The organism is Thermithiobacillus tepidarius DSM 3134, assembly GCF_000423825.1.
Lineage (GTDB): Bacteria > Pseudomonadota > Gammaproteobacteria > Acidithiobacillales > Thermithiobacillaceae > Thermithiobacillus > Thermithiobacillus tepidarius.
Map to the genome: position 1 here is coordinate 206,121 of NZ_KE384096.1, position 18,134 is coordinate 224,254.

The 18,134-nt window shown below is 66.5% G+C and carries 19 protein-coding genes; 17 read left to right on the top strand and 2 right to left on the bottom strand.

Going from position 1 to position 18,134, the window contains the following annotated elements:
* Position 1: 1 nt before the first annotated feature.
* Positions 2–787: a type I methionyl aminopeptidase gene (gene map / locus G579_RS0114175; protein ID WP_028990693.1), complete on the bottom strand. Its 786-nt coding sequence runs from the start codon at positions 785–787 to the stop codon at positions 2–4.
* Between the two features lie 6 nt (positions 788–793).
* A complete protein-coding gene (gene sfsA / locus G579_RS0114180) occupies positions 794–1,513 on the bottom strand; it encodes a DNA/RNA nuclease SfsA (RefSeq protein ID WP_028990694.1) in 720 nt (239 codons plus the stop codon).
* Positions 1,514–1,803: 290 nt separating this feature from the next.
* Between sfsA and rpsB the strand changes: the two genes are divergently transcribed.
* The 17 genes from rpsB to rnhB all read left to right on the top strand — a co-directional run bounded on the left by rpsB (position 1,804) and on the right by rnhB (position 18,133).
* Positions 1,804–2,565, top strand: coding sequence for a 30S ribosomal protein S2 (gene rpsB, locus G579_RS0114185; RefSeq protein WP_028990695.1), 762 nt, complete (start codon positions 1,804–1,806; stop codon positions 2,563–2,565).
* Between the two features lie 97 nt (positions 2,566–2,662).
* The gene (gene tsf, locus G579_RS0114190; RefSeq protein WP_028990696.1) at positions 2,663–3,559 is read left to right on the top strand and encodes a translation elongation factor Ts; all 897 of its coding nucleotides are present in this window, start codon (positions 2,663–2,665) and stop codon (positions 3,557–3,559) included.
* A 1-nt stretch (position 3,560) separates the two neighbouring features.
* On the top strand, positions 3,561–4,280 hold the full coding sequence (pyrH, locus tag G579_RS0114195) for a UMP kinase (RefSeq protein ID WP_028990697.1): 720 nt from the start codon (positions 3,561–3,563) through the stop codon (positions 4,278–4,280).
* Between the two features lie 5 nt (positions 4,281–4,285).
* Entirely contained in the window at positions 4,286–4,852 is a 567-nt protein-coding gene (gene frr, locus G579_RS0114200; RefSeq protein ID WP_028990698.1) for a ribosome recycling factor, read from the top strand.
* Between the two features lie 5 nt (positions 4,853–4,857).
* On the top strand, positions 4,858–5,610 hold the full coding sequence (locus G579_RS0114205; RefSeq protein ID WP_038020158.1) for an isoprenyl transferase: 753 nt from the start codon (positions 4,858–4,860) through the stop codon (positions 5,608–5,610).
* Positions 5,604–6,413: a phosphatidate cytidylyltransferase gene (locus G579_RS0114210; RefSeq protein ID WP_028990699.1), complete on the top strand. Its 810-nt coding sequence runs from the start codon at positions 5,604–5,606 to the stop codon at positions 6,411–6,413. Before G579_RS0114205 ends, G579_RS0114210 begins: the two co-directional genes overlap by 7 nt.
* Entirely contained in the window at positions 6,404–7,612 is a 1,209-nt protein-coding gene (gene ispC, locus G579_RS0114215; RefSeq protein ID WP_028990700.1) for a 1-deoxy-D-xylulose-5-phosphate reductoisomerase, read from the top strand. The genes G579_RS0114210 and ispC overlap by 10 nt, the downstream gene beginning before the upstream one ends.
* Before the next feature lie 128 nt (positions 7,613–7,740).
* Positions 7,741–9,093: an RIP metalloprotease RseP gene (rseP, locus tag G579_RS0114220; protein WP_028990701.1), complete on the top strand. Its 1,353-nt coding sequence runs from the start codon at positions 7,741–7,743 to the stop codon at positions 9,091–9,093.
* On the top strand, positions 9,090–11,408 hold the full coding sequence (gene bamA, locus G579_RS0114225) for an outer membrane protein assembly factor BamA (RefSeq protein WP_051181728.1): 2,319 nt from the start codon (positions 9,090–9,092) through the stop codon (positions 11,406–11,408). Before rseP ends, bamA begins: the two co-directional genes overlap by 4 nt.
* A gap of 18 nt (positions 11,409–11,426) precedes the next feature.
* Positions 11,427–11,954: an OmpH family outer membrane protein gene (locus G579_RS0114230; protein ID WP_028990703.1), complete on the top strand. Its 528-nt coding sequence runs from the start codon at positions 11,427–11,429 to the stop codon at positions 11,952–11,954.
* Positions 11,955–11,960: 6 nt separating this feature from the next.
* Entirely contained in the window at positions 11,961–13,034 is a 1,074-nt protein-coding gene (lpxD, locus tag G579_RS17840; RefSeq protein ID WP_051181730.1) for a UDP-3-O-(3-hydroxymyristoyl)glucosamine N-acyltransferase, read from the top strand.
* On the top strand, positions 13,031–13,477 hold the full coding sequence (fabZ, locus tag G579_RS0114240; protein ID WP_038020161.1) for a 3-hydroxyacyl-ACP dehydratase FabZ: 447 nt from the start codon (positions 13,031–13,033) through the stop codon (positions 13,475–13,477). The genes lpxD and fabZ overlap by 4 nt, the downstream gene beginning before the upstream one ends.
* Positions 13,474–14,259, top strand: coding sequence for an acyl-ACP--UDP-N-acetylglucosamine O-acyltransferase (lpxA, locus tag G579_RS0114245; protein WP_028990705.1), 786 nt, complete (start codon positions 13,474–13,476; stop codon positions 14,257–14,259). The genes fabZ and lpxA overlap by 4 nt, the downstream gene beginning before the upstream one ends.
* The gene (locus G579_RS0114250; protein WP_028990706.1) at positions 14,259–15,221 is read left to right on the top strand and encodes a Gfo/Idh/MocA family protein; all 963 of its coding nucleotides are present in this window, start codon (positions 14,259–14,261) and stop codon (positions 15,219–15,221) included. The genes lpxA and G579_RS0114250 overlap by 1 nt, the downstream gene beginning before the upstream one ends.
* A 62-nt stretch (positions 15,222–15,283) precedes the next feature.
* Entirely contained in the window at positions 15,284–16,393 is a 1,110-nt protein-coding gene (locus tag G579_RS0114255; protein ID WP_028990707.1) for a DegT/DnrJ/EryC1/StrS family aminotransferase, read from the top strand.
* A 14-nt stretch (positions 16,394–16,407) separates the two neighbouring features.
* Positions 16,408–17,529, top strand: coding sequence for a lipid-A-disaccharide synthase (gene lpxB / locus G579_RS0114260; protein ID WP_038020164.1), 1,122 nt, complete (start codon positions 16,408–16,410; stop codon positions 17,527–17,529).
* Between the two features lies 1 nt (position 17,530).
* Entirely contained in the window at positions 17,531–18,133 is a 603-nt protein-coding gene (gene rnhB / locus G579_RS0114265; protein WP_028990709.1) for a ribonuclease HII, read from the top strand.
* The last annotated feature ends 1 nt before the right edge of the window (position 18,134 follow it).

The window sequence follows — 18,134 nt, forward strand, 5'->3', positions numbered from 1 at the left end:
CCTAGAGGGGGTCTCCGGGCAGCTGGGTCAGTACTTCCACGCCGTCTTCCGTCACCAGCACGGTGTGCTCCCATTGGGCGGACGGGCTGTGGTCCTTGGTCACGATGGTCCAGCCGTCGTTCATCTGCCGGATGGCGCGGCCGCCGGCATTGATCATCGGCTCGATGGTGAAGGTCATGCCCGGCACCAGCTTCACGCCCGTGCCCGGCTTGCCGTAGTGCAGCACCTGCGGCTCCTCGTGGAAGCGGCGGCCAATGCCATGGCCGCAGAATTCGCGCACCACCGAGCAGTGCTGGGCCTCGGCGTAGGTCTGGATGGCATGGCCGATGTCGCCCAGGGTGGCGCCGGGCCGCACCACCGCGATGCCCCGCTTCATGGCTTCGTGGGCCACCTCGCTGACCCGGCGCGCTTTCAGGGGGGGCTCGCCGACGAAGAACATCTTGCTGGTGTCGCCGTGGTAGCCGTCCTTGATGACGGTCACGTCGATGTTGACGATGTCGCCCTCCTTCAGCACCCGGTCGCCGGGAATGCCGTGGCAGACCTGGTGGTTCACCGAGGTGCAGATGGATTTGGGGAAGGGTGGGTAGCCGGGGCCCGGCTGGTAGTTGAGCGGCGCGGGGATGGCCTGCTGCACGTTGACGATGTAGTCGTGGCAAATGCGGTCCAATTCGCCCGTGGTCACGCCCGGTTTTACGTGCGGAGCGATCATTTGCAGCACCTCGGCGGCCAGGCGGCCGGCGATGCGCATCTTTTCGATCTCTTCCGGGGTCTTGATGGTGATTCCCATGAGTGCTTACACCTCGTCGGGTCGACGCAGATCCACGTCGACGGCGTCAATGAGTTCGATTTTACCAGGGCTGATATGGGCGCGGTAGGCCAGGATCTCCACGCCGGCCGCCGCGGCGGTGCGCAGTCCCTCGCCGTAGGCCGGGTCCACCTGGTCTGCGGGGCCGAAGCCGCGGCCGTCGGGCCGGCCGATGAAAAAGCACATGACCGCCCGCTGGCCTTGGCGCACCACCTCCATGAGGGCGTGCAGATGCTTCAGTCCGCGCGCGGTCACCGCATCGGGAAAGCGGATGCGCCCGTCGGCGGCCAGCAGCGTACAGTTCTTCACTTCCACGTAGCAGGCCGGGCGGTCCGGGGCTTTCAGTAGGATATCGATGCGGCTGTCGCCTCCATACTTCACCTCGCGCCGCAACTGTGTGTAGCCGGCCAGCTCCGGGATGCGGTCGGCCGCGATGCCCTCCGCCACCACGGCGTTGGGATGCTGGGTGTTGACGCAGACCCAGCCGCTGCCACTGTCGTACAGCTCCCAGGTGTAGGCCAGCTTGCGCTTCGGATCCGGTCGATGGGACAGCAGGACGCGTTGGCCGGGGGTCTTGCAGGTGGCCATGGAGCCGGAGTTGGGACAGTGGACCGTCACCGTTTCCCCCGAATCCAGCTGCACGTCGGCCAGGAAGCGTTGATAACGGCGCAGCAGGCGACCGGCGATCAGGGGGGCGGGAAATTCCATGCGGGCCTCGCGCTTGGGCAACCGGTTGGCTTGAGTTCAAATCCGGACTGAATCAGACACTATGTTAGCGGGCCCGGACGGCGCGATGCAAACGCCGCGCCGGGTGAATTGCCCCGTTTGCCGCAAAGTGGTATAAAGCGCGCTGGCTGTTGTCTAACAGTCGTTTTTTCAATTCACACATATATCGGCGCAGCCCGCTGGGTGTCCGTTGCCGCGGGACCGCAAGGCCCGATCGGGCGCGGATGGCGGGCTGGGATATATGGCGGCTCAACCCAAGTCAGGAGAACGTCATGAGCAACAACATCACCATGCGCCAGTTGCTGGAGGCCGGCGCGCACTTCGGCCACCAGACCCGTTACTGGCATCCCAAGATGGCGCCGTACATCTTCGGCGAGCGCAACAAGATCCACATCGTCAATCTGGAAAAGACCCTACCCATGTTCCGCGAGGCTCTGCGCTTTGCCGAGGATCTGTCCCGTCGCAATGGCAAGATCCTGTTCGTGGGCACCAAACGCCAAGCCCGCGAGGCCATCCGCGAAGAGGCGCAGCGTGCCGGCACCTACTACGTGAATCACCGCTGGCTGGGCGGCATGCTGACCAACTTCCAGACCATCAAGCAGTCCATCCGGCGCCTGGAAGAAATCCAGACCATGGCGACGGACGGCACCTTCGACAAGATCACCAAGAAAGAAGCCCTGAACCTGCAGCGCGAGCTCGAAAAGCTGGAGCGCAGTCTGGGCGGCATCAAGGACATGAAGAGCCTGCCCGACGCGCTCTTCGTCATCGACGTCGGCCACGAGAAGATCGCCGTGGCCGAGGCCAACAAGCTGGGCATCCCGGTGATCGGCGTGGTCGACACCAACTGCGACCCCAGTGGCATCGATTACGTGATTCCCGGCAATGACGACGCCATCCGCGCCATCCGGCTCTACGCCGGCGCCATGGCCGACGCGATCCTGGCCGGGCGCCAGGGCGGCGAGCAGGCCCTGCTGGACGAGTTCGTGGAAGTGACCGAGGACGAGGTCATCGAGCTGGAGAACACCCACGCCTGAACGCCGGGCGCGGTAATGGCCGCGCCACCGGATTTGTGAGCCAGGGGACCCCGGATGACGGTGCCCCCTGCAAACCCTCTCTACTAACGGAGCTTTTATGAGCGTAACTGCCCAACAGGTCAAGGAACTGAGAGAACGTACCGGCGCCGGCATGATGGAGTGCAAGAGCGTGCTGGCGGAGGTCGGCGGCGACATGGACAAGGCCATCGAGCTGCTGCGCAAGAAGGGCTTGGCCAAGGCGGACAAGAAGGCGGGTCGCGTGGCGGCCGAGGGCACCATCAGTATCGAGATCGCCGCCGACGGCCGCAGCGGCGCCATGGTGGAAGTCAATTGCGAAACGGACTTCGTGGCCAAGAACGAGGATTTCCGCCAGTTCGCCAAGGACGTGGCCCAACTGGCCGCCACCCAGGCGGTGGGCACCCTGGATGAGCTGCTCGCCCAACCCCTGGGCGCCGCTTCGGTGGAAGAGGTGCGCAAGACCCTGGTGGCCAAGCTGGGCGAGAACATCAGCGTGCGCCGCTTCATCCGCTATGCCCGCAGCGAGCCGGGCGTGATCGCCTCCTATATCCACGGCGGCCGCATCGGCGTGCTGGTGGAGGTGGCCGGCAATGCGGCCGGCTTGGCCGAGTTCGCCCGCGACGTGGCCATGCACGTAGCCGCCAGCAAGCCCGAGTACGTGCGCGCCGAGGACGTGCCGGCCGAGCGTGTGGCCAAGGAGAAGGAAATCCTCGCCGCCCAGGCGGCGGACAGCGGCAAGCCGGCCGACATCATCGAGAAGATGATCGGCGGCCGCCTGAACAAGATGCTGGCGGAGATTTCCCTGCTGAGCCAGCCTTTCGTCAAAAACCCCGACCTGACCGTGGCCGATCTTCAGAAGTCGGTCGGCGACGTCCGGGTGGAGCGTTTCGCCCGCTTCGAGGTGGGCGAGGGCATCGAGAAGGCGGAAGCGGCCAGCTTCGCCGAAGAGGTGATGGCCCAGGTGCGAGGGCAGTAACTTGGCGCGCCCGGCCTACCAACGCATTCTGCTGAAGTTGAGCGGCGAAGCCCTGATGGGCGACGGCCACTACGGCGTCGACCGCGCCGTGATCGAACGCATGGCCGGGGAGATCAAGGAGGTCGCCGACGCCGGTGTGCAGGTGGCAGTGGTCATTGGCGGCGGCAATATCTTCCGCGGCATGGCCAAGGCCGCCGAAGGCATGGATCGCGCCACCGCCGACTACATGGGCATGCTGGCCACGGTCATGAACGCCCTGGCCCTGCAGGACGCGGTGGAGAGCCTTGGGCTCGCCTCCCGCGTGCAGTCTGCTCTGCATATCAGCCAAGTGGCCGAGCCTTATATCCGCCGCCGCGCCATCCGCCACCTGGAACGGGGGCGCCTGGTGATCTTCGGCGCCGGCACCGGCAATCCGTTCTTCACCACGGATACCGCCGCCAGTCTGCGGGCCATGGAAATCAATGCCGACGTGATGCTCAAGGGTACCAAGGTGGATGGGGTCTATACCGACGACCCCGTTACCAACCCGCAGGCCATGCGCTACAGCAGTCTGACCTATACTGAAGTGTTGGAGAAAAATCTCAAGGTCATGGACGCCACGGCCATCACCCTGTGCCGCGACAACCAGATGCCGCTCATCGTGTTCTCCATCAATAAGCCCGGCGCCCTGTTGCGGGTGGTGAGCGGCGAGGACGAAGGAACCCTGGTCAAAGGGGAGTGAATCCTATGTTGAACGACGTGAATGCCATCAAGCGTGATGCGGAAACCCGCATGAAGAAAAGCATCGAGGCGCTGAAGTCGGAACTGACCCGCTTGCGCACCGGCCGGGCCAGCACCAGCCTGTTGGAGCATATCATGGTCGAGTACTACGGCTCGCCCACGCCGCTGACCCAGGTGGCCAACGTCGCCGTGCAGGACGCGCGCACGTTGCAGGTGACTCCTTGGGAGCGCAACATGCTCAGCAAGATCGACAAGGCCATTCGCGAGTCGGACTTGGGCCTCAATCCGGTGTCCACCAGCGACTCGCTGCGTGTGCCCCTGCCGCCCCTGTCCGAGGAGCGGCGCAAGGAAATGGTCAAACTGGTGCGCCAAGAGGGCGAGGGGGCGCGGGTGGCGATCCGCAACGTGCGCCGCGATGCCAACAATTCCCTCAAGGAGCTGCAGAAAAACAAAGTCATCTCCGAGGACGAAGAGCGCCGGGTGCAAGAGGACATCCAGATCCTGACCAACCGCTACATCGACGAGGTGGACGCGGTGGTGGAAGCCAAAGAATCCGACCTGATGGAAGTCTGAGGCCCGTGAGCGGCAATGGGCAGTCGGCAGCCGCGAAGCGACCGCAGCACGTCGCCATCATCATGGATGGCAACGGCCGCTGGGCAAAGCAGCGCCATCTGCCGCGCATCGCCGGCCACCGGCGCGGTGCCGAGGTGGTTCGCACCATCGTCGAGGCCTGCGTTTACCACCAGATTCCCTACCTGACGCTGTTCGCCTTCAGCAGCGAGAACTGGCGCCGTCCGGAAACGGAAGTCAGCCTGCTCATGGCGCTGTTTCGGCAGATGCTGGAACGCGAGGTCCGGCGCCTCCACGCCAACAACATCCGTCTGCGCATCATCGGCGACCGCGCCGCCTTCGAGCCCAAGCTGCAGGATCTGATCAGCCGCGCGGAGACGCTGACCGCCGGCAATGGGGCCCTCACGCTCACCATCGCCGCCAATTACGGCGGGCGCTGGGATCTGGTCCAGGCGACCCGCCGCCTGGCCGCAGCGGTGGCGGACGGGGCGCTGCGGCCCGACCAGATCGAGGAGCATGATCTGGCGCAGGCGCTGAGCCTGGCGGATATGGCAGAGCCTGATCTATTCATCCGCACTGGCGGCGAGCAGCGCATCAGCAATTTCCTCTTGTGGCAGCTGGCTTATACCGAACTGTACTTCACCGAAACCCTGTGGCCGGACTTCGATGCCGCCGCCTTTGAGCTGGCCTTGCAGTCCTACGCCAAGCGGCAGCGGCGCTTCGGCCGCACCGGGGATCAGATAGCGAAGGAAGAGTGCTGAAATCGAGAACCCTGACCGCCCTGGTCCTGAGCCTGGGCACCCTGTGGATACTGCTCGCGACGCCAGCGTGGGCGTACACGGGCTTCATCTTTCTGGTGCTCTTCCTGGGCGCCTGGGAATGGGGGCGTCTGGCCGGCCTGATTCGCCTGCCGCTGCGCGTCGCCTACGCCCTGCTGCTGACAGCGGCGCTGGCAGCGGCCCACTGGCTGCTCCCCGTCAGCCCGATGTGGTGGGCGGTCCTGGCACTCCTGTGGTGGCTGCTGGTACTTGTCCGCATTCCGAGCTTCCGGGCCGGGACGCCGCAGCAGCACCTGGATCTTCCCTCCCTGCTGGCCGGCCTGCCCACGCTACTGCCCTTCGCCGTCCTCGCCCTGAGCATCTACGAGTGGCATCGCCTATGGGTGCTCCTGTGCCTGCTGGTGGTGGCGGCCAGCGACATGGGCGCCTACTTCGCCGGTCGCGCCTTCGGCCACAGCAAGCTGGTGCCCAACGTCAGTCCAGGCAAGACCTGGGCCGGACTCTGGGGCGGCTTGCTTGCCAGCGGACTTGTTGGCACACTGGGCGCTTTGACCTATGCGCCGGGCCAGCTCGAAGTGATCGCGCCGGGTTTCGTGTTGGGCGTGGGCACCGGCTTCCTGGCCACCATCGGCGACCTGAACGAGAGCATGCTCAAGCGGCGCTCCGGCGCCAAGGACAGCGGCAGTCTGCTGCCCGGCCACGGCGGCGTCCTGGACCGCATCGACAGTCTAAGCGCGGCGGTCTCCTTCTTCACTTTGGGGCTGATGGTGATGGCATGGGTGTGAAGCAACGCGGCATCTGTATCCTGGGGGCGACCGGCTCCATCGGCCAGAACACCCTGGATGTCGTTGCCCGGCATCCGGACCGCTATCGGGTGGTGGCCCTGAGCGGCCATGTGCGCGACGAGGAGATGTTCAGTCTCTGTCAGCGCTTTCGGCCCGCCTATGCGGTGATGAGCCACGACGACGCGGCGGCGCGGTTGGAACAACGCCTGCGCCAGGCGGACCTGGACGGCATCCGCGTGCTGGCCGGCCCGGCGGCGTTGGCGCAGATCGCCAGCCTGCCAGAGGTGGACGACGTCATGGCCGCCATCGTGGGCGCCGCCGGCCTGTTGCCGACCTTGGCCGCGGTGCAGGCGGGCAAGCGCATCCTGCTGGCCAACAAGGAATGTCTGGTCATGGCCGGAGCCCTGTTCATGGACCGGGTGCGCCAGCATGGCGTGACTCTGCTGCCCATCGACAGCGAGCACAACGCCGTCTTCCAGTGCATGCTCGGCCGCCAGGGCGTGCGCCGCATCCTGCTGACCGCCTCCGGTGGCCCGTTCCGGCAGACGCCGCTGGACGGCTTCGCCGCCATCACCCCGGTCGAGGCCTGCGCCCACCCCAAGTGGAAGATGGGGCGCAAGATTTCGGTGGATTCGGCCACCATGATGAACAAGGGGCTGGAGGTCATCGAGGCCTACTGGCTCTTCGGCCTGCCCGTGGATGCGGTGGAGGTGCTCATTCACCCGCAGAGCATCGTGCATTCCCTGGTGGAGTACGTGGACGGTTCGGTGCTGGCCCAGTTGGGCAATCCCGACATGCGCACACCCATCGCTCATGCCCTGGCTTACCCCGAACGCATCCACAGCGGCGTGTCCTATCTGGATCTGGCGCGCCAGGGCGAATTGACCTTCGAAGCACCGGATCCGCAGCGTTTCCCGTGTCTCCCGCTGGCCTATGCCGCCTTGCGTGCGGGCGGTTCCGCGGCTACTGTATTGAATGCCGCCAACGAGGTGGCGGTGCAAGCCTTCCTGGACCGGGAAATCGCCTTTTTGCAGATCGCCCGGCTGATCGAGGATGCCCTGGGTGTCGTCAGCGCCCCGGCTTGCGCCACCGTGGAGGAGATCCTGGCCGTGGATACCCTGGCCCGGGCCTTCGGTCGCGAGTGGGTGGCGCGCCATCGCGCGCGGCCGGGCGGGAAGTCTCGGGCGGCAGCCACCTAGCACGCCGCCGCGTTCTGTCCGGATACGAACAAGATTTACGAGGTAGCCGCCTTCAAAGGGGAAAAGCGCGTCGTTTAGGCCCGGTGGATGAGCCGGGAACTGACTGTTTGCGGAGCAGGTGAACCTCTATGGATCTTCTCTATACCATTTTCATGTTCGTCCTCGCCATCGGCATCCTGGTGGCGGTGCACGAGTTCGGCCACTACTGGGTGGCGCGGCGCCTGGGCGTCAAGGTGCTGAAATTCAGCATTGGCTTCGGCCCCAGTCTCTACAGCTGGCGGCGGGGACGGGACGACACGGAATACGCCATTTCGGCGATTCCGCTGGGCGGCTACGTCAAGATGCTGGGCGAGCGGGGCGACGACGACATCCCCCCGGAGGAGCGGCACCGGGCCTTCGACGGCAAGCCAGTGGCCCACCGTTTCGCCATTGTCGCGGCAGGCCCGATCTTCAATCTGCTTTTCGCGGTGCTTGCCTACGCGGTGGTGTACGGCATCGGCGTACCGGGGCTCGCGCCCGTGGTCGGCGAAGTCGCTTCGCAGTCGCTGGCGGCGCAGGCCGGCTTGCAGCCCGGTGAGCGTATCGTGGCGGTGGACGGCAATCCGGTGCGCTCCTGGCAGGACTTGCGCATGGCGCTGGTCGATCGGGCCATGGGCCGGGAGACGGTATCGCTACGTACGGAGCAGGGCGGGCAGGTGCAAACCCACGTGCTGTCCTTCGCCCGGCTGAGCAAGGACGTGCTGAATGCGAATCTGGTGGAAGAGGCAGTGGGGTTGGCTCCCTACATGCCGGTTGTGGTGGGCGAGTTGCAGGACGGCAGCGCCGCGGCCAAAGCCGGCTTGCAGCCCGGCGACCGCATCCTGGCCGTCGGCGGCAAGCCCATCAACACCTGGTCCACCTTCATCGATCAGATCCAGCAGAGTCCCAACAAGCCGCTGGAGTTCCGGGTGCAACGCGGCGAGCGGCAGCTCGCGCTCACGGTGGTGCCAGCCGCCCATGTGTCGAAGGACGGCAAGGCCGTAGGGCGCATCGGCATGGTGCCGGCACCGCTGCCGGAGCACCTGCAGGTGCTGGACCGCTATGGGCCGCTGGCAGCCATCGGCAAGGGCGTGAAGGAGACCATCAACCTGTCCGCCATGACATTGGACATGCTATGGAAGATGGCCAAGGGCCTGGTCTCCGCCGAGAACCTGGGCGGGCCCATCGCCATCGCCCAATTCGCTGGGCAGTCGGCCCATGGCGGGCTGGTACCCTTTCTGGCCTTTCTGGCCATGATCAGCATCAGCCTGGGCATTCTGAATCTCTTGCCCATTCCCGTGCTGGACGGCGGGCATTTGTTCTTCTATCTCATAGAGATCGTCAAGGGTTCGCCCGTTTCCGAGGCGGTGATGGCCCGCGCCCAGCAGGTGGGCATCTTCCTGCTGCTGCTGTTGATGAGTTTTGCCTTTTATAACGACATAACGAGACTTTTGAACCAGTGATAAAAAGAACCACCTCGTCCTCCCGTCGGAAACACGCGTTACGCGCAGCGATTCTGGCAGCAGCCCTGGGGCTTCCGGCCCTTTCCGCCTGGGCCTTCGAACCTTTCACCGTATCGGATATCCAGATCCGGGGGCTGGAGCAGACGGATCCCGGCACCGTCTACAACTATCTGCCCATCAAGACTGGCACGCTGCTGACCGAGGAGGGCGCACGCGCCGCCATCAAGGCCCTCTACGACACCGGCTTCTTCGAGGACGTACAGCTCGGACGGGAAGGAGATCGGCTGGTGGTGACCGTGCGCGAGCGGCCCACCATCGCCGAGATCAGCCTGAACGGCGTCAAAGCCTTTCCACAGGACAAGCTGAAGGAGAGCCTCAAGGACATCGGCCTGGTGGAGCGGCGCGTCTTCGATCCGGCCACCCTGGACCAGATCGTGACCGAGTTGGAGCGCCAGTATTACGGCATGGGTTATTACGCGGCCAAGATCAAGGTCGAGGTGGAGCGTCTGGAGCGCAACCGGGTGCGCATCCGCATCGACGTCGACGAGGGCCAGCCGGCCAAGATCCAGCAGGTGAACGTGGTGGGCAATCGCGCCTTCCCGCGCCAGACCCTGATCGGCCTCTTTTCCCTGGGCAAGACCGGTGCTTTTTCCACTTTCACCAAGAACGACCAGTACTCCCGTCAGAAGTTGCTGGGTGATCTGGAGAAGCTGCGCTCCTACTACATGGATCGCGGCTATCTGGACTTCGATATCGAATCCACCCAGGTGACGGTGACGCCCGACCGGCGCCACGTTTTCATCACGGTCAACGTTAAGGAAGGGGCCCGCTACCGGGTCAAGTCGGTCAGCCTGAGCGGCCAGACCGACGTGCCGGCGACGGAACTGCGCAAGCTCATCACCGTGCAGCCCGGTGCGCTCTTTTCCCGGCGCGAGGTGACCGAATCCGCCAATGCCATCGCCGATCGCCTGGGGGACGTGGGCTATGCCTTCGCCAACGTCAATCCGGTGCCGGCGGTGGACAAGGACAAGCATGAGGTGTCTTTCGACTTCCAGGTCAGCCAGGGGCGCCGGGTCTACGTGCGCCGCATCAACGTCAGCGGCAACAACCGTACCCGGGACTACGTGATCCGCCGTGAGTTCCGGCAGATGGAAGGCGCCTGGTACGACGCCAGCAAAATCCGCCGTTCCAAGGAACGCGTCAACCGCCTGGGTTACTTCGACGAGGTGAACCTGGAAACGCCGGCGGTGCCCGATGCGTCCGATCAAGTGGACATCAACGTCAACGTGACCGAGCGCTCCACCGGCCAGTTCATGCTCGGCGTGGGCTACTCCAACGCTCAGGGCGTGCTCTTCAACGGCTCCGTGACCCAGCGCAACTTCATGGGCAAGGGCCAGATCCTCAGTGCCAGCGTGGACGTGAGCGACCTCGTCAAGAGCTTCAACCTGTCCTTCACCGAGCCCTATTTCACTCCCGACGGCATCAGCCTGGGCGGCGACATCTATCGCACAGACACCAACACCCAGCGCCTGATCATCGCCCAGTACCGGCAGGTCACCTCCGGCGCGGCGGTGCGCGTCGGCCTGCCGATCACCGAGCACGTCAATGACATCGTGCGTTTGGGCTACGAGAACACTTCGCTGTCGTTGGTCGAGGAGAGTCCGCAACGTTACAAGGATTTCGTAGCCACCTTCGGCGACAACGTTTCAAGCGTCAAGGCCAGCAACACCCTGGTCTATGACTCGCGCGACTCCATCATCTATCCGACCAAGGGCTGGAACAACCGGCTGATCACTGAGGGCACGCTGCCCGGCGGCGACTTGCGCTACTACCGGGTGGAACTGCAGGGCCAGTACTACCGGCCCATCACCCGCAGCCTGACCGGCTTCATCAACGCCGAGTACGGCTTCGTGAATGGTTATTCGGGCAAGGGCGTGCCCTTCTTCCAGAATTTCTACCTGGGCGGCCCCAACTCGGTGCGCGGCTATCGCACCTTCTCGCTGGGGCCGCTGGATCCGGTCGACAACGTGTCCCTCGGCGGCACGCGCAAGGTGCAGCTGAACACCGAACTACTCTTCCCGGTGCCGGGCATGGCCGACAGCAAGTCCTTCCGCGGCTCGATTTTCTTCGATGCCGGCTGGGTCTATGACGACAAGTACCTGCCCAGCTTCAGCGAGCTGCGCAAGTCGACCGGCATCGGCTTCCACTGGATCAGCCCGCTCGGGCCGCTGCGCTTCAGCCTGGCCTACCCGATCGGGGTCAAGCCGGGCGACCGCAAGGAGCCCTTCCAGTTCACCATCGGCACCAACTTTTAACGGCTTAGCGGAGACACCATGCGCCGGCTTGGCTTGATTGTGACGCTCTGGGCGGTGATGCTGGGCTGGCAGCCCAGCGCGCTCGCCGACATCAAGATCGGCTATGTCGACCTGGATCGCGCTCTGCAGCAGATGCCGCAGGCCAAGGCCGCCGCCGACAGCCTGAACCGCGACCTGGAGGCGCGTCAGCGGGAGATCGACCAGCGGCGCGAAAAGATCCAGCAGCAGCAGGCCGAGCTGGAGCGCCAGGCCGCTACCCTGTCCGAGGCACAGCGGCGTGAACGCGAACGCCAGTTGCAGAATATGATCCTGAATTTGCAGCGCATGCAGCAGTCTGCCCAGGAGGAGCTGAACGTCAAACGCAATCAAGCCCTGAAGGAGCTGCAGGACCGCTTGCTGCGGGTGGTCGGCAGCATCGGCCAGCGCGGCGGCTATACCCTGATCGTGCACGACAAGTCGGTGCTCTATGCCAACCGGCGGATCGATATCACCGATCAGGTCCTGGCCGAGCTCAAGGCCGCCGAGCTCCGGGGCCCGCGAAGGTAAGCGCCGATGAAGCTTGGACAGCTTGCCGAAGCCATCGGCGCGCAGCTGCGCGGCGATCCCGATTATGAGGTGCAGCGGGTGGCCTCCCTGGAGCAGGCCGGCCCCGGGCAGCTCAGCTTTCTGGCCAGCAGCAAGTATCGCCGCCTCCTGGGTCAGAGCCGGGCCGGGGCGCTGATCCTGGCGCCGCGGGACACCGACGCCTTCGCCGGCAACGTGCTGGTGAGCGCCAACCCCTATGCGGCCTACGCCCGCGCCGCCCAGCTGCTGCATCCGGCCCCCGTGCCGGCGCCGGGAGTCCACCACACGGCCCAGCTCGAGCGTGACGCGCGCGTGCACCCGAGCGTGCGCATCGACGCCCATGCGGTGGTCGGCCGCGACACCATCCTGGAAGAGGGCGTATGGCTTGGCCCTGGCGCGGTTGTCGGAGATAATTGCCGGATCGGTCCCCATACCCGCATCTACGCCAATGTGGTGCTCTATGCCGGCACGCGGGTGGGTGCCCGCTGCATCATCCATGCCGGCGTGGTGATCGGCGGCGACGGCTTCGGCTTCGCGCCGGACCAGGGGCGTTACGAGAAGATTCCGCAGATCGGGGCCGTGTGCTTGGGCGACGACGTGGAGGTGGGCGCCAACACCACCATTGATCGCGGTGCCCTGGGGGATACCGTGATCGAGGACGGCGTGAAGCTCGACAACCTGGTGCAGGTGGGGCACAACGTGCGGATCGGCGCCCACACGGTCATTGCCGGCCAGACCGGCATCGCCGGCAGTACCCGCATCGGGCGCAACTGCGTGATCGGCGGCCAGGTCGGCATCGCCGGGCACATCGAGCTGGCCGATGGCGTGGTGCTGTCAGGCAAGAGCATGGTGACCAACAGCATCCCCGAGCCCGGCGTCTATTCCTCGGGCATGCCCATCGAGCCCAACAGCGCCTGGCGCCGCAGCGTGGCGCGGCTGCATCGGCTGGAGCAGCTCTATCGGCGCGTCGACGCCCTGGAGGCGGCCGTCCGGAGCGGCGCCGGGCGCGAGGCAGGACCATCTTTCGAGCGAACTTCGAACAACAAGGAAACAGAGTCTTGAAGTCTTTGGATGTGATTGAAATTCTCAAGCGTTTGCCGCACCGCTATCCCTTCCTGCTGGTGGACCGGGTGCTCGACTACGAAATCGGCCAGTCGCTGACCGCCCTGAAGAACGTGACCATTAACGAGCCCTTCTTTCCCGGCCATTTCCCCGGCGCGCCGGTGATGCCCGGCGTGCTGATCATCGAGGCCTTGGCGCAGGCCGCCGGCATTCTGGCTTTTCTGTCCGAGGACAAGTACAAGGACGATGCCCTGGTTTATTTCGCCGGCATCGACAAGGCGCGCTTTCGCAAGCCGGTGACGCCGGGCGACCAGCTGCATCTGCGGGTGGCCGTGGATCGGCGCCGGCCCGGCATCTGGCAGATGCTGGCCGAGGCGCGCGTCGAGGACCAACTGGTCGCCAGCGCCACCCTGATGGCCACCCTGAAGGCGACCGGCCAATGAAGAGCACCCAACGCATTCATCCCAGCGCCTTGGTGGATTCCTCCGCGCGCATTGCCGACAACGTGGTGATCGGTCCGTACGCGGTGATCGGCCCGGAGGTGGAAATTGGCCCCGACTGCGAGATCGGCGCGCACGCAGTGCTCGAAGGACCGACGACCATCGGGCGCGGCAACCGCATCTTCCAGTTCGCCTCCGTCGGCTCGGCGCCGCAGGATCTCAAGTACGCCGGCGAGCCGACCCGGCTCGAGATCGGCGACGGCAACACCATCCGCGAGTTCGTGACCATCAACCGCGGCACCACCAAGGAGGCGGGCGTCACGCGGATCGGCAGCCACTGCCTGTTCATGGCCTATGCCCACGTGGCCCACGACTGCGTCATCGGCGATCACGTGGTGATGGCCAATGCCGCTACCCTGGCCGGCCACGTGGTGGTGGAGGACCACGCCATCCTGGGCGGCCTCTGCGCCGTGCACCAGTTCGCCCGCGTAGGCGCGCACGCCATCCTGGGCGGCGGCACCATGGCGCCCCAGGACATTCCGCCCTTCGTGATGGCCGCCGGCAATCATGCCGAGCTGCACGGCGTCAACGTGCGCGGCCTGGAGCGGCGCGGCTTCTCGGCGGAGGACATCCGCCAGCTCAAGCGCGCCTACAAGCTGCTCTTTCGCGGCAGCCGCAAGCTGGACACCGCGATTGAGGAGGTGCGCGCCCAAGGATTGGATTCCCCGCACGTGCAGTACCTTATCGACTTCATGAAGCAATCCAAGCGCGGAGTGACCCGCTGATGAGCGACGAGATCCTGCCCGTTGGCGTAGTCGGCGTGGGCCATCTGGGCCGCTTCCATGCCATGAAGTACCGGGATCATCCCCAGGCCCGCCTGGTGGGGGTCTTCGATGCCGATCCCGAGCGCGCCCGCCAGGTGGCCGCCGAGCTGGGCACCCGGGCCTTCGATGATTTGGCCGCGCTCCTGCGGGAGGTGCGCGCGGTGACGGTGGCCACGCCCACCATCACCCACTTCGAGGTGGTGCGCCAATGCCTGGAAGCGGGCGTGCACGTGCTGGTGGAGAAGCCGTTCACCGACACGGTGGCCCAGGCGGATGCCCTGATCGCGCTGCAGCAGGCCAAGGGCCTGGTGCTGGCCGTCGGGCACCTGAAGCGCCTGCATCCGGCGGTGCAGCACGTCGTGGGCCTGGGGCTGGGGGCGCCGCGCTACATCGAAGCCGAGCGGCTGGCGCCCTTCAAGCCGCGCTCGCTGGACGTGGATGTGATCATGGACCTGATGATCCACGATCTCGACCTGGCCCTGCACGTCACCCAGGCGGATTGGCAGGAGGTGCGGGCGGTGGGCGTGGCGGTGGTGACCGACAAGCTCGACATGGCCAACGCCTGGCTCACCTTCGCCAACGGTACCGTGGCCCGCATCGCGGCTTCGCGGGTGGTGCGCGAGCCGGTGCGCAAGATGCGTCTTTTTTGGACCGACCGTTATGCCTCCATCGACTTCCTGGGCAACAACCTGAGCATCTACCAGCGCCACGGCCAAGCGGCGGCCGGTCCCATCCCCGGGGTGCTGGCCGAGCAAGTCGAATTGTCCGATACCGACGTGCTGGCGCGCGAGGTGGACGCCTTCCTGCAAGCCGTCCGGGGCGCCCCGGTCTTTTGCGATGCCCAGGCCGGACGGCGGGCGCTGGCGCTGGCGCAGGACGTGCGCGCGGCGATCCAGCGGGGTGTCGCGCCGCCTGCGCTTTGACCGCGGACCCGTCATCGAGGTCTGGACCCGAGTTTCACGCCTCTTCCCAAGGAGTTTTTTGCATGGCCGCTCACGAGCCGATTCCCATGGTCGATCTTCGGGCCAACTTCGCCCCGCTGCGCGAGGAGATCCTCGCCGGCGTGGCGGAGATCCTGGACACCGGCCAATTCATCCTGGGGCCCCATGGTCGGGCCCTCGAAGAGTCCGCCGCCGCCCAGCTCGGCGTCAACCACGCCATCGGTTGCGCTTCCGGCACGGATGCCCTGCTGCTGGCCCTGCGAGCCCTGGACATCGGCCCGGGCGACGAGGTGATCGTGCCCACCTTCACCTTCATCGCCACCGCCGAGGCGGTGCTGTACGTGGGCGCCACTCCGGTCTTCGTGGACGTCAACCCGCACAGCTTCAACATCGATGTCGCCGCCGTCGCGGCCGCCATCACGCCGCGCACCAAGGCCATCATCCCCGTGCATCTCTATGGCCAGCCGGCGGACATGCTGCCGCTCATGGCCCTGGCGGACCAGCATGGCGTGCCGATCATCGAGGATTGCGCCCAGGCTTTCGGCGCCCACATCGACGGCCGCATGGCCGGCAGCTTCGGCCGCATCGGCGCCTTTTCCTTCTTTCCCAGCAAGAACCTGGGTGGCGCCGGCGACGGCGGCATGGTGGTCACCAACGACGAAAAGCTGGCCGCGCGCCTGCGCGTGCTGCGCAACCACGGCTCCAGCCAGCAGTACTACCACGACGAGCTGGGCTACAACAGCCGGCTGGATGAAATCCAGGCGCTGGTCCTGCGGCTGAAGCTGGCCCGCATCAACGACTACACCGCCGGCCGCCGCAACGCCGCCGCCCTGTACCGGCGCTATCTGGGCAACCTGGATCTGGTCCTGCCGCAGGAGCGCAGCGGCTTCTATCACGTCTATCACCAGTTCACCATCCAGCTGGAGGAGCGCGACCGTGTGCGCGCCGAGCTGGCCGCCCAGGGCATCGCCAGCGCCGTCTACTATCCGGTGCCGTGCCACCGCCAGCGCATGTTCGCGCCCGCGCCCGCGGCGGACTGCCCGGCGGCGGATCAGCTGGCCGGCCGGGTCCTGTCCCTGCCCATGTATCCCGAGCTGCAGGAGGCGCAGGTCGCGCGCATTGCGGAAGCGCTGAGCGCCAGCATTCGCGGGTGAGCAGGCGGGTTTTCATGGTGGCCAGCGAGGCCTCCGGGGAACAGCTCGGGGCCGCGCTGATCGAGGCGAGCAGGGCGGCGGGTCTTGCGCTCGACTTCGCCGGGGTGGTGGGACCGCGCCTGCAGGACCTGGGCGTGCGCAGTCTCTTCGACGGCCACGTGCTGGCGGTGGTGGGGCTGGTGGAGGTGCTGGACAGCTTCCGCCGCATCCGGGCCCTGCTGCACGACATCGACGACTACCTGCGGCGCGAGCGGCCCGATCTCGTGGTGCTCATCGACCATCCCGACTTCAACCTGCGGGTGGCGGCGCGGGCCAAGGCCTACGGCATTCCAGTGCTTTACTACGTGAGCCCGCAGGTATGGGCCTGGCGCGCCGGACGCATTCACAAGATCGCCCAGCTGGTGGACCACATGATGGTGCTCTTTCCCTTCGAGGCGCCGCTCTACGAGGCGGCCGGCGTGCCGGTGACGGTGGTCAGCCATCCGCTGCTGGCCAAGACCGCCGGGGCCGAGGAGCAGGCCGAGGCGCGGCGACGGCTCGGCCTGCCGGTCGAAGGCGAATACGTGGCTCTGCTGCCCGGCAGCCGCAATGGCGAGATCCAGCGGCTCGCGCCCCGGTTGGCGCGCAGCGCCCGGCTGCTGCAGGCGCGCCGGTCCGGCTTGCGCTTCCTGGCGCCGCTGGCGCGGCCGGGACAGCGGGAGCTCTTCGAGCGCCTGTGGCGCGAGGCGACGCCGGATTTCCCCCCGCCGCTGATGCTGGAGGGCCAGGCGCAGCGGGCCATCCGGGCCGCCGACGCCGTGGTCGTGGCCTCGGGCACGGCCACCCTGGAAACCGCGCTGCTGGAGCGGCCGGCGGTGGTGGTCTATGCCGTCAACCCGATCACCTACGCCATCGCCCGGCGGTTGGTGAAGGTGCCCTTCATCGCCTTGCCCAACCTCCTGCTGCAGCGCCTCGTCTACCCGGAGCTGATCCAGTCGGCCCTGCGGCCCGAAGCGGTGGCCGAGGCGGTGCAGGCCATTCTCGACGGCGGCGGAGCGGCGCAGCGCCAGGCGTTGCAGTCGCTGCGGCAGCTTCTGCAGGGGGAGGGACCGGAGCGGGTGGCCGGGGTGCTGCGCCAGGTCTTGGGGGAGGCGTAGGGTGGCGCGTCTGGAAACGGCCGGGCCGGGTACGGCCGGCGTGGACGAGGTCGGCCGCGGGCCGCTGGCCGGACCGGTGGTGGCGGCGGCGGTCATCCTGGACCCGGCGCGGCCCATCCCCGAACTCGACGATTCCAAGCGCCTGAGCGCCCGCCAGCGCGAGGCCCTGGTGCCGCTGATCCGCCAGCGGGCGCAAGCCTGGGCGGTGGCTTATGCCAGCGCCTGGGAGATCGATGCCTACAACGTGCTGCAGGCCTCCCTGTTGGCCATGCAGCGGGCGGTGCGCGCTCTGCCGCTGCGGCCGCGGCGGGTGTTGGTCGATGGCAACCGGCAGCCGGCCTGGGACTATACTACGGAGATGATCGTCGGCGGCGACGGGCGCGTGGATGCCATCGCCGCCGCCAGCATCCTGGCCAAGGTGGCCCGCGACCGGCAGATGCTGGCGCTGGCCGCCCACTATCCGGGCTACGGCTTCGAGCAGCACATGGGCTATCCCACCCCGCTGCACAAGGCCGCCCTGCAGCAGCGGGGCGGCTGCCCCGCCCACCGCCTGAGCTTCGCGCCGGTGCGCGCCGCGCTGCGCGCGGGCGCGGCGGACACATGAA

Bases quoted from the DNA above. Each gene is read 5' to 3' on its own strand.
- sfsA (WP_028990694.1), bottom strand. From the start codon at position 1,513: ATGGAATTTCCCGCCCCCCTGATCGCCGGTCGCCTGCTGCGCCGTTAT.
- lpxD (WP_051181730.1), top strand. From the start codon at position 11,961: ATGAAGCTTGGACAGCTTGCCGAAGCCATCGGCGCGCAGCTGCGCGGC.
- rpsB (WP_028990695.1), top strand. From the start codon at position 1,804: ATGAGCAACAACATCACCATGCGCCAGTTGCTGGAGGCCGGCGCGCAC.
- lpxB (WP_038020164.1), top strand. From the start codon at position 16,408: ATGGTGGCCAGCGAGGCCTCCGGGGAACAGCTCGGGGCCGCGCTGATC.
- tsf (WP_028990696.1), top strand. From the start codon at position 2,663: ATGAGCGTAACTGCCCAACAGGTCAAGGAACTGAGAGAACGTACCGGC.
- rseP (WP_028990701.1), top strand. From the start codon at position 7,741: ATGGATCTTCTCTATACCATTTTCATGTTCGTCCTCGCCATCGGCATC.
- G579_RS0114250 (WP_028990706.1), top strand. From the start codon at position 14,259: ATGAGCGACGAGATCCTGCCCGTTGGCGTAGTCGGCGTGGGCCATCTG.
- frr (WP_028990698.1), top strand. From the start codon at position 4,286: ATGTTGAACGACGTGAATGCCATCAAGCGTGATGCGGAAACCCGCATG.
- ispC (WP_028990700.1), top strand. From the start codon at position 6,404: ATGGGTGTGAAGCAACGCGGCATCTGTATCCTGGGGGCGACCGGCTCC.
- map (WP_028990693.1), bottom strand. From the start codon at position 787: ATGGGAATCACCATCAAGACCCCGGAAGAGATCGAAAAGATGCGCATC.
- lpxA (WP_028990705.1), top strand. From the start codon at position 13,474: ATGAAGAGCACCCAACGCATTCATCCCAGCGCCTTGGTGGATTCCTCC.
- G579_RS0114255 (WP_028990707.1), top strand. From the start codon at position 15,284: ATGGCCGCTCACGAGCCGATTCCCATGGTCGATCTTCGGGCCAACTTC.
- G579_RS0114230 (WP_028990703.1), top strand. From the start codon at position 11,427: ATGCGCCGGCTTGGCTTGATTGTGACGCTCTGGGCGGTGATGCTGGGC.